Here is a 13101-nt window from a genome sequence, read left to right on the forward strand (position 1 = left end):
CTCGGTACCTTTAAGATTCGCCCGCCGGCCTGATCCTGATTCTGGCGATCCGGTTCTTGTCGCGCTTCATCACCACGAAGCGCTTGCCGTGGAAGGTGAAAGCCTGCTTTTCCTCGGGGATCGACTGCGTCTCGTGGATGACCAGGCCGGCAATGGTGGTCGCTTCCTCGTCAGGCAGGTTCCAGTCGAGCGCCCGGTTGAGATCGCGGATCGGCACGGTGCCGTCGACGACCACGGAACCGTCCGCCTCCTGCTTCACGCCCTGAATGTCTACATCGTGCTCGTCGGCGATCTCGCCAACGATCTCCTCGATAATGTCCTCCAGCGTCACCAGCCCTTCGACCTCGCCATATTCGTCGACGACGATAGCGAAATGCGCCTTGGCGCGCAGGAAGGCGTTGAGCTGTTCCTGCAGCGTCGTGGTGTCGGGCACGAACCAAGGCTTCGAAGCGATCTTCATCACGTCGATCCGGGAAAAGTCGTTGCCGACCTCGTTCAGCGCTCGCAGCAGGTCCTTGGCGTGCAGCACGCCGACAATGTTGTCGAGAGAGCCTTTCCACAACGGCATGCGGGTGTGCGGGCTTTGCAGGATCTCGCGCACCACCGCTTCCGGCCCATTGTCGGCATTGACCGAGCGCATATTGGTGCGGTGGACCATGATGTCGGAGACTTCGAGCTCGGCGAGATCGAACAGCCCGCCGACGCGGTCGCGGTCCTCACGCACCATCTGGCCGTCGCGGCGGAAATCGTCGACCGCGCCGCGCAACTCGTCCTGTGTCGAGCGCTGCGGCTCGATGCGCGACAGCTCATAGCCGAACATGGCAAGCAGGCGCGTGCGCACGGCCAGGACCAGCAGGATGAGGATGGCAAGGACGGCGACGACGGTCCAGCCGGGCTCGTTGATCATCGCTGCCGGCTTTCCTGGCCCGGGTGGTTCTCCCTGAGGAACGAAAGCACTTCCGACGCCGGTACATCCTTGGCAATAAAAGCCTGGCCAACGCCGCGCGTCAGGATGAATGTCAGCGCGCCGCGCGACACTTTCTTGTCCTGGATGATGAAGCCAAGCAGCGCCTCGGCATCGGGCAACTCACCAGGGATGTCGGCCATCCGCCAGGGTAGACCGACGGCGCGAAGATGCGCCTCGACCCGCGCCGCGTCGTCCGGGCTGGCCAGATTGAGCCTTGCGGAAAAGCGGTGCGCCAGCGCCATGCCGATGGCGACGCCTTCGCCATGGACGAGGCGGGCGCCGTCATACTGTGTGGCGCCTTCCAGCGCATGGCCGAATGTGTGGCCAAGATTGAGCAGTGCGCGGTCGCCGGTTTCGAACTCGTCGCGGGCGACGACATCGGCCTTAGCGCGGCACGCCTCGGCAATCGCCTCCGCCCGTTCCGCACCACCGGCGAACACCTTTTCCCAGTTCGCTTCCAGCCAGGCGAAAAACGCCGGTCGGTCGATCAATCCGTATTTGGCAAGCTCGGCATAGCCGGCGCGAAATTCGCGGATCGGCAGCGTGTCGAGCACTTCGGTGTCGGCCAGCACCAGCTTCGGCTGATGGAAGACGCCGACCAGATTCTTGCCGCGCGGGCTATTGATGCCGGTTTTCCCGCCGACCGAGGAATCGACCTGCGCCAGCAGCGAGGTTGGAATCTGGACGAAATTCATGCCGCGGCGCACGATGCCGGCGGCAAAGCCGGTGAGGTCGCCGATGACGCCACCGCCGAGCGCAATGACGACATCGCCGCGCTCCAGCTTGGCGGCGAGCACGCCGTCGACCACCTCTTCGAGATGGGCAAAGCTCTTGGTCTTTTCGCCGGCCGGCAAAGTGATGACGGCAGGCTGGATGCCGCCTGTTTCCAGACCGGCCTTCAGCGCGTCGAGATGTGCCGCCGCGACATTGTCGTCGGTGACCACCGCCGCTCTCGTGCCGGGCAGGCGGCGCGAAATCTCGGCGCCGGCGCGCGCCAAAAGGCCGGGGCCGATCAGGATGTCATAGGCACGCTCGCCAAGGCCGACCTCGACAGTGACCGGTTCGCTCACAGCCGCACCTCGCCCGGCGCAGTCGGAGCCGGAATGCCGAAATGCCCGCACAGCGCGTCGACAACCTCGGTCGCAATGACCTCCTTGCGGTCGTCGCGTGTCGGCACGGTGATGTTGGACGTGGCATAGACCGGGTAGCGCTCGCCCATCAGCCGCTCGAGCACGGCGCGCGGATCGGCGCTTTTGAGCAACGGCCGGTTCTGCTTCTTGGACACGCGTTCCATCAACAGGTCGATCTCGGCCTTCAGCCACACCGACACGCCATGCCCGGCGATCGCTTCCCGCGTCTGCGCATTCATGAACGCGCCGCCGCCGGTCGACAGCACCTGCGGCCCACTCTCCAGCACGCGCAGGATGACGCGCTGCTCCAATGCCCGGAATTCGGTCTCGCCATAACGTTCGAACAGTTCCGGCACCGTCATGCGCGACACGGTTTCGATCTCCTGGTCGCTGTCGACGAAGGGCAGCGACAGCATCGTCGCCACCTTGCGGCCGATCGCCGTCTTGCCGGCGCCCATCAGGCCGACAAAGACGATCGAGCGGCTTCCCAGCCTGTCGAGCAGCGCGGCATGGCTATCGCCGGGAGGATTTGCTGGTAACGCGTTCATGAGACCATGCTGTTTCTAAGCCGTCTTTGCCGGCGTATCGACATCAAAAGCCCGTTTGCGTCAAGCATAGCGCCTTTCGCACGCAGAGCCCTTCGTCCTTGAATTGACGGAATTAGCGTCCCATAAGGACACGGGCTTGGAATCGCAGAGCAAGAAGACGGGCGAAGATTGATGCCGACACTGTTCCGCTTTGTCGTGACGATGATGATTCTTGCCGGCATTGCCTATGGTACGATGGTGGCGCTGGCGATGTTCGTCGAGCCGAAAAAAGCCGAAATCACCGTGCGCATCCCACCGGAAAAGCTGAACCCCAAGAAAACTGACCCAAACTGACCCTTGGAACATGAACAGCGCGGCTCGCATCGAAGCCTTTCTCGAGATGATGAGCGCCGAACGCGGTGCCGCTGCAAACACGCTGTCTTCCTACCGCCGTGATCTCGAAGACGCTTCGCAGCAGATTGCCGGCGGGCTTGCCGCTGCCGCCGCAGCCGACATCCGCGCCTATCTCGACGATATCGCGGCGCGCGGCTTTGCGTCGACGTCGCAGGCGCGCAAACTGTCGGCGATCCGCCAGTTCTTCAAGTTTCTCTACGCCGAGGGCTTGCGCGGCGACGACCCGACCGGCACGCTGGACAGTCCGAAAAAGGGCCGGCCGCTGCCCAAGACGATGAGCGAGGCCGATACCGGTCGGCTGCTCGACCGTGCGGCGCTTGAGACAGGCGATGGCGTCAATGGCGACCGGGTGGCGGCACTGCGCCTGCACGCTTTGGTCGAGGTGCTCTATGCCACCGGCCTGCGCGTCTCCGAACTTGTCGGCCTGCCGGTGACCGTCGCCCAGCGCGACGACCGCTTCTTCATGGTGCGCGGCAAGGGCGACAAGGAGCGCATGGTGCCGCTGTCGGCCAAGGCCCGCATGGCGATGCGGGCATGGCTCACGGCCCGGGCGTCGGTGCCGGCTTTCGCCGACAGCCCGTTTCTGTTCCCGGCCGCCGGCGACAGCGGCTTTCTCTCCCGGCAGGTCTTTGCCCGCGACCTCAAAGGCCTTGCCGCGCGGGCCGGCATATCGGCGGCGAAAATTTCGCCGCATGTGCTGCGCCATGCTTTCGCCAGCCATCTCCTGCAGAACGGCGCCGATCTCAGGGCGGTGCAGCAGCTGCTCGGCCACGCCGATATCTCGACCACGCANGATTTACACGCATGTGCTGGAAGAGCGGTTGGTGCGGCTGGTCAACGATCATCATCCGCTTGCCGACTAGGCCTCATATCGCTATGTGAGGGCAACGTGCCCGCGCGGAGCCTACATCTGCGCGATGTTTGCCTTCCGACGCATCGGTCCGCTCAAGAATGTACAATTACCTCGATTTCGAAAAGCCGGTGCAGGACCTTGAACTCAAGATCCTCGAGCTGAAGAAGCTTGCCGAGAATGGCGAGGCGGTCGATGTCGGCGACGAAATCAGCCGGCTCGAGAAGCGCGTGCGCGACGCGCTGCGCGACATCTACAAGGCGCTGACGCCGTGGCAGAAGGTGCAGGTCGCGCGCCACACCGACAGGCCGCATTGCCTCGACTACATCAAGGGTCTGTTCAGCGATTTCACGCCGCTCGCCGGCGACCGCAATTTCGGCGAGGACCAGGCGATCATCGGCGGCTTCGCCCGATTCCGCGGCGAACCGGTGGCCGTCATCGGCCAGGAAAAGGGCTCCGACACGGCGAGCCGGCTCAAGCACAATTTCGGCTCGGTGCGCCCTGAAGGCTACCGTAAGGCCGTGCGGCTGATGAAACTTGCCGACCGCTTCCAGATTCCACTTCTGACGCTGGTCGACACCGCCGGCGCCTACCCCGGCGTTGGCGCCGAGGAACGCGGCCAGGCTGAAGCCATCGCCCGCTCAACCTCGGCCTGCCTCGGCCTCAAAGTGCCATCGATTTCGGTCGTCATCGGCGAAGGCGGTTCGGGCGGCGCCATTGCGATCGCCACCGCCAACCGCGTCTACATGCTGGAACACGCCATCTATTCGGTGATCTCGCCGGAAGGCGCTGCCTCGATCCTGTGGCGCGACACGACGCGCTCGAAAGATGCGGCGACCAACATGAAGATCACCGCCCAGGACCTTCTGGAAATGAAGATCATCGACGCCATCATTGCCGAGCCGCTCGGCGGCGCCCAGCGCGCGCCCGAAACGGTGATCGCCGCCACCGGCGACCTCATCGCCAAGACGATGAAGGATTTTGCCGGCGCCAACACCGATTTTCGCGAACAGCGCCGCGAAAAATATCTGGCGATGGGCCGCAGCCTCTGATTTTGGCCGGCAGCGCACCGCAATGTGGCGTCAAGGAGCAATTTCGCCACAAAAATGCCGCCGCATTCGGCTCAATAAAAAATCCGTGACACCGGGCGAATTGCCGTGGGGGGCGCCGTCCGACGCTTGCGGTAAGGAATTTTCAAGGTTAACGGGCTTAGGGTCCGTCAGTGTTCAGCATGCAGGCCCGGGCGCTATCCGGCCGTGACGCGAGAAAAAGACATAGCCGTATCCATGTTTGCCAAGCTTGCCCGCACTGGACTTCTGATCGCCGCGCTTGGCGTTGCCGGCTGCAACGATTCCTCAATGAAGAATTTTGCGCCGGAAGCCAGCAAGCCGCTGCCGGACAAGATCCTGGCCGACATGAAGGCCAAGGGCATGATCCGCACCTCGTCGGTGATGGCTCGCATCTTCAAGGAAGAAGGCAAGCTCGAAATCTGGAAGGCCAAGACCACCGGCCGCTACGAGATGGTCGCCAGCTACGACATCTGCAAATGGTCGGGCAAGCTCGGCCCGAAATACACCGAGGGCGACCGCCAGGCGCCGGAAGGTTTCTATACGGTCCGCCCGTCGCAGATGAATCCGCGCTCGAACTATCATCTGTCCTTCAACATCGGCTATCCCAACGCCTATGACCGTGCCAATGGCCGCACCGGCGCCAATCTGATGGTGCATGGCGCCTGCTCGTCGTCGGGCTGTTATTCGATGACCGACCCGCAGATCGAGCAGATCTACGCTTTTGGTCGCGATGCCTTCCAGGGCGGCCAGACCGAGTTCCAGATCCAGGCCTTCCCATTCCGCATGACCGCCGCCAACATGGCGCGCTACCGCAACGACCCGAACTATGAGTTCTGGAAGATGCTGAAGGTCGGTTACGACAACTTCGAGATCACCAAGGTGCCGCCGAAGGTCGATGTCTGCGACAAGCGCTATGTCTTCAACCAGGTGGCGCCTGAGGGCACGACATTCGATCCGACTGGCGCCTGCCCCGCGACCACGCAGCCGGATTCGCTGAAGAGCGCACTCAACGCCTATCAAAGCAGCTATGACGCGGCCTTCACCGGCGCGGTCAAGGCCAGTGTTCCGGCGCCCAAGCCGACCATTGCCGGCATCAAGGAAGCCAGCATCGTTTCCGACTGGTCGAAGCGCCGCGCCCGGGGCGAGCGCGTGCCGATCGAACCGCCGTCGCTGAATTCCGACGGCACGCTGACCGAGACGGCGCGCATGGGGCGCATCGATTCGCCCGCCGGCCGCAAGATGGCGGCGCTGGACGCAGAGAAGGAAGCCAAGCGCAAGGCCGAGGAACAGCGGGTTGCTGCCATCGAGGCTGCGAAAGCCGCCAAGGCCCAGGCACTGGCTGAAAAGCAAGCCGCAAAGGCCCAAGCGCTGGCCGAAAAGGAAGCAGCCAAGCAGGCCCCCCAGCAGCCGGTCGCCACTGCGAGCGTCGAGGCGGCGCCTGCAGAACCGCCGGCGGACGAAAGCCGGATGTCGAAGATCAAGAACAAGCTGCTAGGCATGTTCGGCGGCTGAGGTTTTTCGCCTTGCCGATGCATGTCGCCCAAAAGTGCGCAGCGGTTTGGGACAAAGACATGCATGAAGACAAACAAACAAATCACACCGCGATCTATGACCTCAAGGGCCTGAACTGCCCCCTGCCCGTTCTCAAGGCGAAAAAACGCCTGGCGGCAATGCAGCCGGGCAGCCGGCTTTGGCTGGAGACCACCGACCCGCTGGCGGTCATCGACATCCCCGCCTTTTGCGCCGACGCTGGCCACCAGCTTGTTGAAACATCAGCCGTCAGCGGCGGCCACCGCTTCCTGGTCGAACGCGGCGCATAGCGAGCCTGACAATCAGCCCCCGGCTATCGCCAGCGGATTGCTCTCCAGCGCCGCGCGATCCGGCGTGTCGATCGACGGCCGGTTGGTGAAGGCGGAAAACAGCCGGCGCACATAATCTTCCGGCATATCGAGCGTGATCAGCACCAGCCTGGTGCCGCGTTGGCCGTCCGGCCAGGCCAGCAGCCGCGCCGGCGGATGCAGGATCTTCTGCACCCCGTGGACGACAAGCGGCCGCGACGGGTCCTCCGCAAGCTCGATGACGCCCTTCATCCGCAAAAGCTTGTCGCCATGCGCAGAACGCAGCAGGTCGAGGAACATCTCGATCGCCGAAAACGGCACCGGGCCGTCATGGACCAGCGAGTAGGAGCGCACGCGGGAATCGTGGCGGTGGTGGTGCTCATGCTCGCCGTGGTCATGATCATGATGATGGTGGTGCTCATGGGCGGCTTCTTCGCCGAGCCAGCGCCGGACATCGGCGGATTTGGTCGCCGGATTGTAGAGGCCGCAATCGAACAGCGCCGTGACGCCGGTTCGGCCGTCGCCGGCGTCCAGCACCACGGCGCCTGGATTGAGCTGATGGAGTCGCGTTCGCAAAGCATCGACGTCGCCGGGATCGCTGGCCAGATCGACCTTGGTCAGCACGATGCGATCGGCGACCGCCACCTGCTTGACCGCCTCGACATGGCCGTCGAGCGTCGCATTGCCGTTGACCGCGTCGACCAGCGTGATGACGCCATCAAGTCGGAAGGCCTGCACAAGGGCGGGATGCGCCATGATCGACTGCAGCACCGGCGCCGGATCGGCGAGTCCGGTGGTTTCGACAATGACGCGGGCAAGGCGGGCGATACGGCCGGTCTGCAGCCGGTCGACGAGGTCAGCCAGCGTATCGACCAGTTCGCCGCGCACCGTGCAGCACAGACAGCCGTCGGACAACTGGATGATGCCGTCCGAGGCCTGCTCGACCAGAAGGTGGTCGATCGCCACCTCACCGAATTCGTTGATGATGACGGCCGTGTCGACCAGTGCCGGATCTTTGAGCAGCCGGTTGAGCAATGTCGTCTTGCCGGCGCCGAGGAAGCCGGTGACCACCGTGACGGGTATCGGAAAGCCAGCCATCGCCTAGTTCGCGGCTTTGACCAGCTGGTCGCCCTGCACCGCGGTTGCCTGGCCCACCACGGCCGGTTCGGCGCCCTTTGGCGCCGGAATGTCTGGCCGCCAGCTCGGCAGCGGCACATCGGCGAATTCCTGGCCGCCCTGGTCGAGCATCGCCTTCGGCGCCGGCCCGGTGGCGCCGCCGAGGCCCACGGCAACCAGCGTCGGCACGTGGTCGAGCTTTTCCTGATAGGGCGATTTCGGCACGTCGGCACCCTTCGCGGCCACCGGCGGAGCCGCCTCGGACTGCTCGTGCGGCGCCTTCTTCTTGCAGATCTCATCATGCATGTCGTTGGGTGACATTGTATCGCCATAGGAAGGCATGGCCGCGACCGTGAGCCAGTTCGGGTCGGGCGTGGCAAAGCCCTGGTCGAGCAGCCTGGCGGCGGTCTCGGCACGGCTGATCGCCGATTTTTCGCCGAGCACGACCGCGACCAGCGTGCGGCCATTGCGTGTCGCCGAGCCGATCATGTTGAAGCCCGAGGGACAGACGAACCCGGTTTTCATGCCGTCGGCGCCGGGATAGCGCCCGATCAAGAGATTGTAGTTGGAGATCGCCTTCTTGCCGACGGCAAGGCCTTCGATCGAGAACCAGGGGGCGTATTGCGGGAATTCCTTGCGGATCGCCATCACCAGCAGGGCAAGATCGCGCGCCGTCGTATACTGCTCCGGCGAAAACAGTCCGTTCGGATTGACGAAATGCGTTCCGGTCATGCCGAGCCGCGCCGCCTCCGCATTCATGCGAACGGCGAATCCGGACTGCGAGCCGCCTATGTTTTCGCCGATGGCCATGGCGATATCGTTGGCCGATTTGACCAGCATCATCTTCAACGCATTGTCGAGCCGCATCACCGAGCCCGGCTTGAAGCCCATCTTGCTGGGCGGTTCGCCCGCCGAATGCTTGGTCACCTTGATCGGTGAATCGAGCTGGACCTCGCCGGCGGCAATCGCCCGGAAGGTGACATAGGCGGTCATCAGCTTGCTCAGCGAAGCGGGATACCAGCGCTTGAAGGCGTCCTGGTGCTGCAGAACCTTGCCGCTGTTGAGGTCGAACAGGATCACCGGATTGGCCAAAGCTGGCCCAGCCAGCATGGGTAGCGCCAAGCCGCCCGTTAGCAGTAATTTGAGGATATGGCTGTGCCGCATCATGGAATCCGAAATCGCCTCTTGCCGTAGTCGCCCCTGGCTCCGTAAGATTTCGTTACGCGATGGCCAGCATGACCTGATCCGGCCCTCAATTTCCGGATCACATTGTCTGGGGTGCTATTTACCCTATGTGACGCCAAGATGGCAAAGTGCCAAGATGGCAACAAGCATGGCAATCACAATTGCAATCAAGCAGGCCAGATCGTCTGCTCCAACAGCGAGATGGAACCATTATGCCGATTCTCAACCGCGCCGCCGAGATGCAGGATGAAGTTGCCGGCTGGCGACGCCATCTGCACCAGACGCCAGAACTGAATTTCGATGTCTTCAAGACCGCCGCCTTCGTCACCGAGAAGCTGAAGGAATTCGGCTGCGACGACGTGGTGACGGGCCTCGGCAAGACCGGCGTGGTCGGCATCATCCATGGCCGCAAGGGGCAAGGCGCGACCATCGGCTTGCGCGCCGACATGGACGCGCTGCCGATCAACGAGATCACCGACAAGCCCTATGCCTCGACCGTTCCCGGCAAAATGCACGCCTGTGGCCATGACGGCCATACGGCGATGCTTTTGGGCGCCGCCAAATATCTGACCGAAACGCGCAATTTCGCCGGTTCGGTCGCGGTTATCTTCCAGCCAGCCGAAGAGGGCGGCGGCGGCGGCAACGAGATGGTCAAGGACGGTATGATGGAGCGTTTTGACATTTCGCGCGTCTTTGGCATGCACAACATGCCGGGCCTGCCGGTGGGCCAGTTCGCCATCCGGCCGGGTCCCATCATGGCGGCGACCGCCGAGTTCACCATCACGGTCAAGGGCCGCGGCGGCCATGCGGCGATGCCGCACGGCACGATCGACCCGATCGTCATCACCAGCCAGCTGGTCGGCGCCCTGCAGACGGTCGCTTCGCGCAGCACCGATCCGGTCGAGGCCGTGGTGGTTTCGGTGACGAAGTTCCACGCCGGCGACGCGTACAACGTCATTCCCGAGACCGCCGAGATTGCCGGCACGGTGCGCACACTGAAGAAAGAGATCGCCAAGAAATCGGAAGAGCGCATCCGCACCATCTGCGAAGGAATAGCCACCGCCTTCGGCGCGACGATCACTGTCGACTATGACGCCAACTATCCCGTGACCTTCAATCATCCGGAAGAAACGGTCTTTGCCGGCGATGTCGCGGCAAATGTCGCCGGCGACACCCAGGTCCACCGCGCCATCCAGCCGGTGATGGGCGGCGAAGACTTCTCCTACATGCTGGAAGCCCGACCTGGCGCCTTCATCTTCATCGGCAATGGCGAGACCGCCGGCCTCCATCATCCGGCCTACGACTTCAACGACGAAGTCATACCGCACGGCATGAGCTACTGGGTGAAACTGGCCGAAACGGCGCTGGCAGCCTGACCTGCCCCGACGAAAGGCCGGCCGATTAGCCTTCGGCCGGCCTCTTCATTGCCTTCGGCGAGCCTCTTGGCGAAACGATCGGAAGCGGCTATGTGTCGGGCCGCGTGGTCCCGTAGCTCAGTAGGATAGAGCGGCAGATTCCTAATCTGTAGGTCACAGGTTCGATTCCTGTCGGGATCACCAGCAAGATCAAAGGCTTGGTGACTGAGATAGCCTGTCGGCATGTTGCAGCACTGATGGACTGGTTTTCGGTGATTTTCACGGACGCGACCAAGCAAGCAGCCTGACTTTAGTTCCATAGAAAAAGTCCATCCCTGAGGTCTCAGGAGCGAGCTTTAAGCATCTACACCCGCGAAGAGAATCGACCTCTTGCAAGTACAATTCCAGATCGAGCGATGGTTCCCAGTCGATCCGTTACGGTCTGAGTTCGGCGCCGCCAACTCAACGAAGCCGGCCGTATCCTAGCTGGCAACCAGGGGCACCGTGACGGTCGTGGCGTAATTTATCGGATACTGGTCGAAATACGGGAAAGCGATGACGAAGGCATAGCTGGCGGTCAGATGCGCCATCTTGAAACCGCCGCTGGCAGGGTCGGTCGCGATCGTCACAATGACGTTCTTCAGACCCAGGTTCACCAATTTCTGCGTGGCGATAGCCTGGATGTCGCTCTGCGAAAGCGTGTTGTTCAGCTGCAGCGCCCGAGAAGAGGTTTCCAGTGTATAGCGGACGNGCGCGCGGGTCCGGGAAGACACCGAAGTTAAACGGGGGCACCCAGGTGCCCGTCGCCGTTATCTGGACGAAGATTTTCTTTCCGCCGCAGATGGTGGTCTCATCCACGACCGTGGCGCCGCACAAATAGGAGCGGACCAGCACGACCGCGGCGTCCTCGGGCTTGTCGTTCCAGCTCGAAAGCGCGACCGCCTGCGTCCCGGTGTCATTGGACGCGCCGGCCATCACGAGATTGGCCGCGGTTTTGACGCCCGCGCGCATCTGCAGGTAACTCGTCACGTAGGACCAGCCATCGGCGATGCCGAGGCAGACCAAGCACAGGACCGGCAGCAACATGGAAAACTCCACGGCCGCTATCCCGGATTTGTCCCGGACAATGCGCAACGTCCGCCCACCCATCCGGCTACTCGACAAGCTGAACGGACAGTGCCGCCGCAATGTCGTCCATCCCGAGGCCTTTGCAGTTCTGCTTGATGGTCGTACTGCCTGACCACTGGATGGTGTCGGCGACGACCTGAGTACAGCCGCCGTTCCCCGAGAAGTTGCCAAGGTAGTTGACCTGCTGCCTGGGGAAATAGATGGCGCCGGTCAAAAGCGAGTTCGCGGTGCCATTGAAGGTGCTCTGCGCCGCAGTCCCAGTCCTGTCGCCGTAGAACAGCACGCCGGAATAGGCTCCGGAGGTAGGCGCGCTCAGCGTCACCTTGGCGTTGCCGTTCATGCTGACGGNAGAACAGCACGCCGGAATAGGCTCCGGAGGTAGGCGCGCTCAGCGTCACCTTGGCGTTGCCGTTCATGCTGACGGTGTTGCTGCCTGCCATGAAGATGGTTACCCCGCTGCCGGCGACGACCGCGTTGGCGTTGACCTTCATATCACCTTGCACGACGTAGACGCCGGGCTGCAGGGTGACGTTGCCGCTGAGGCTCATGCCGCTGCAGTAGGTGCCAGGCTGGAGTGTTTGCGACGTCTTGTTGCCGTTGACATTCTTGCAAGGGTTGCCTGCTGTCGGCGTCGCCAGGCCGGAAAAAGGATCAGCTGCCGGCAAGGCTCGGGTGATGTTGGACTTGCAGACTGTGGTCGCTGGATTGTTCAGCACCATGCCGCCGACCGTGATCAGGCAGTCGGCCTTGAGCACCGCCGAGCCCTGCGTCTTTATGGCGTCNTTGGAGGCGTCATTGATCAGCGCCACCGCCCTTGCCTGTTCGGCAACGGGCGCCTGGTTGAAAATCGCCGTGAAGTAGCGGTCGAGGTTCTGCTTGACGATGACCTCCACTGCCTTCTTCGCGGTGTTCGGGCCGGACAATGGCGGCGTGTTGACCTGGATCGTGCCCGGCGTGGCAAAATTGTTCGAGGTCGCGGACTGCGTGGCGGCGGCGATGATGGTCGGGTTATCGGAACCCGCGACTTTCTCGAGCGCNGTTCGAGGTCGCGGACTGCGTGGCGGCGGCGATGATGGTCGGGTTATCGGAACCCGCGACTTTCTCGAGCGCACCGGCATAGGCCGCGGCATCGGCAACGGCCTGCAGCTTAAGGCTGCTGTAGTACCAGAAGGATGTCTCCATACCGAGGCCGGCGCCGGCGATCACGACCGGCAAGGTGAAGGCGAAGATGACGGCAACGTTACCGTTCGTGAGGCGCCTTAGGCGGCCCAAAGCAAACCAGATCCGGGTGAACGCTTTGGATGACATATGTATTAGAAACCACGAATAGATAAACGAATGTGTAAAAAACCCATTCCGATTCGATGAAGTCCGATCTGCCAGACGAAATAGGTGTGCTCCAATTCCTCCTCGCCTCGCATGTGCTTCACGCGGCGTCATCACTACGGCCAATGGAGGCGCATTGCTGACCGGCAGCTTTGGGGCCGCAACCTGACCGTCCGTGATTGGGAGCCACATGGC

General features: G+C 62.8%; 11 protein-coding genes, 1 tRNA gene and 3 pseudogenes. 7 read left to right on the forward strand and 8 right to left on the reverse strand.

Features of this window, described 5'->3' with window-relative positions; genetic code table 11:
* Positions 1-10: 10 nt before the first annotated feature.
* From X727_RS163650 to X727_RS163640, 3 genes are read right to left on the reverse strand one after another with little or no spacing between them, the layout of a single operon-like run.
* The gene (locus X727_RS163650) at positions 11-907 is read right to left on the reverse strand and encodes an HlyC/CorC family transporter (protein WP_023670669.1); all 897 of its coding nucleotides are present in this window, start codon (positions 905-907) and stop codon (positions 11-13) included.
* Positions 904-2037 (reverse strand): 3-dehydroquinate synthase, encoded by a 1134-nt coding sequence (gene aroB, locus X727_RS163645; protein WP_023833387.1) that lies wholly within the window; start codon positions 2035-2037, stop codon positions 904-906. Before aroB ends, X727_RS163650 begins: the two co-directional genes overlap by 4 nt.
* The gene (locus X727_RS163640; protein WP_023670667.1) at positions 2034-2645 is read right to left on the reverse strand and encodes a shikimate kinase; all 612 of its coding nucleotides are present in this window, start codon (positions 2643-2645) and stop codon (positions 2034-2036) included. Before X727_RS163640 ends, aroB begins: the two co-directional genes overlap by 4 nt.
* A 171-nt stretch (positions 2646-2816) precedes the next feature.
* On the opposite strand from X727_RS163640, the gene X727_RS163635 reads away from it, so the two are divergent.
* The 5 genes and pseudogenes from X727_RS163635 (at position 2817) to X727_RS163620 (ending at position 6778) form a co-directional block, all read left to right on the forward strand.
* Positions 2817-2978 (forward strand): hypothetical protein, encoded by a 162-nt coding sequence (locus tag X727_RS163635; protein WP_023745801.1) that lies wholly within the window; start codon positions 2817-2819, stop codon positions 2976-2978.
* A 10-nt stretch (positions 2979-2988) separates the two neighbouring features.
* Positions 2989-3901 (forward strand): annotated as a pseudogene (locus tag X727_RS01000000164245) (site-specific tyrosine recombinase XerD).
* 88 nt (positions 3902-3989) lie between these two features.
* Positions 3990-4940, forward strand: a complete 951-nt coding sequence (locus tag X727_RS163630; protein ID WP_023745800.1) for an acetyl-CoA carboxylase carboxyltransferase subunit alpha — start codon at positions 3990-3992, stop codon at positions 4938-4940.
* Positions 4941-5174: 234 nt separating this feature from the next.
* A complete protein-coding gene (locus X727_RS163625) occupies positions 5175-6470 on the forward strand; it encodes a murein L,D-transpeptidase family protein (protein ID WP_023745799.1) in 1296 nt (431 codons plus the stop codon).
* A gap of 59 nt (positions 6471-6529) precedes the next feature.
* On the forward strand, positions 6530-6778 hold the full coding sequence (locus tag X727_RS163620; RefSeq protein WP_027050749.1) for a sulfurtransferase TusA family protein: 249 nt from the start codon (positions 6530-6532) through the stop codon (positions 6776-6778).
* Between the two features lie 12 nt (positions 6779-6790).
* On the opposite strand, the gene X727_RS163615 is transcribed toward X727_RS163620, so the two are convergent.
* The gene (locus X727_RS163615) at positions 6791-7894 is read right to left on the reverse strand and encodes a GTP-binding protein (RefSeq protein WP_023833388.1); all 1104 of its coding nucleotides are present in this window, start codon (positions 7892-7894) and stop codon (positions 6791-6793) included.
* Between the two features lie 3 nt (positions 7895-7897).
* Positions 7898-9076, reverse strand: coding sequence for a D-alanyl-D-alanine carboxypeptidase family protein (locus X727_RS163610; protein ID WP_023833389.1), 1179 nt, complete (start codon positions 9074-9076; stop codon positions 7898-7900).
* 233 nt (positions 9077-9309) lie between these two features.
* On the opposite strand from X727_RS163610, the gene X727_RS163605 reads away from it, so the two are divergent.
* Positions 9310-10473: a M20 aminoacylase family protein gene (locus X727_RS163605; protein ID WP_023833390.1), complete on the forward strand. Its 1164-nt coding sequence runs from the start codon at positions 9310-9312 to the stop codon at positions 10471-10473.
* Between the two features lie 106 nt (positions 10474-10579).
* Positions 10580-10656: transfer RNA gene (locus X727_RS163600), tRNA-Arg, on the forward strand.
* A gap of 278 nt (positions 10657-10934) precedes the next feature.
* On the opposite strand, the gene X727_RS1000000168730 is transcribed toward X727_RS163600, so the two are convergent.
* The 3 genes and pseudogenes from X727_RS1000000168730 to X727_RS01000000164250 form a co-directional block, all read right to left on the reverse strand.
* Positions 10935-11108 carry a hypothetical protein gene (locus X727_RS1000000168730; protein ID WP_245264553.1) on the reverse strand — a complete coding sequence of 58 codons (174 nt, stop codon included), beginning with the start codon at positions 11106-11108 and terminating at the stop codon, positions 10935-10937.
* Between the two features lie 388 nt (positions 11109-11496).
* Positions 11497-11601, reverse strand: a pseudogene (locus X727_RS1000000169740) (TadE/TadG family type IV pilus assembly protein); the annotation flags it as partial.
* A 4-nt stretch (positions 11602-11605) separates the two neighbouring features.
* Positions 11606-12888: pseudogene (locus tag X727_RS01000000164250) on the reverse strand (pilus assembly protein TadG-related protein).
* Positions 12889-13101: the final 213 nt, after the last annotated feature.

The sequence above is a fragment of the Mesorhizobium sp. L103C105A0 genome, from assembly GCF_000502215.1.
GTDB lineage: Bacteria > Pseudomonadota > Alphaproteobacteria > Rhizobiales > Rhizobiaceae > Mesorhizobium.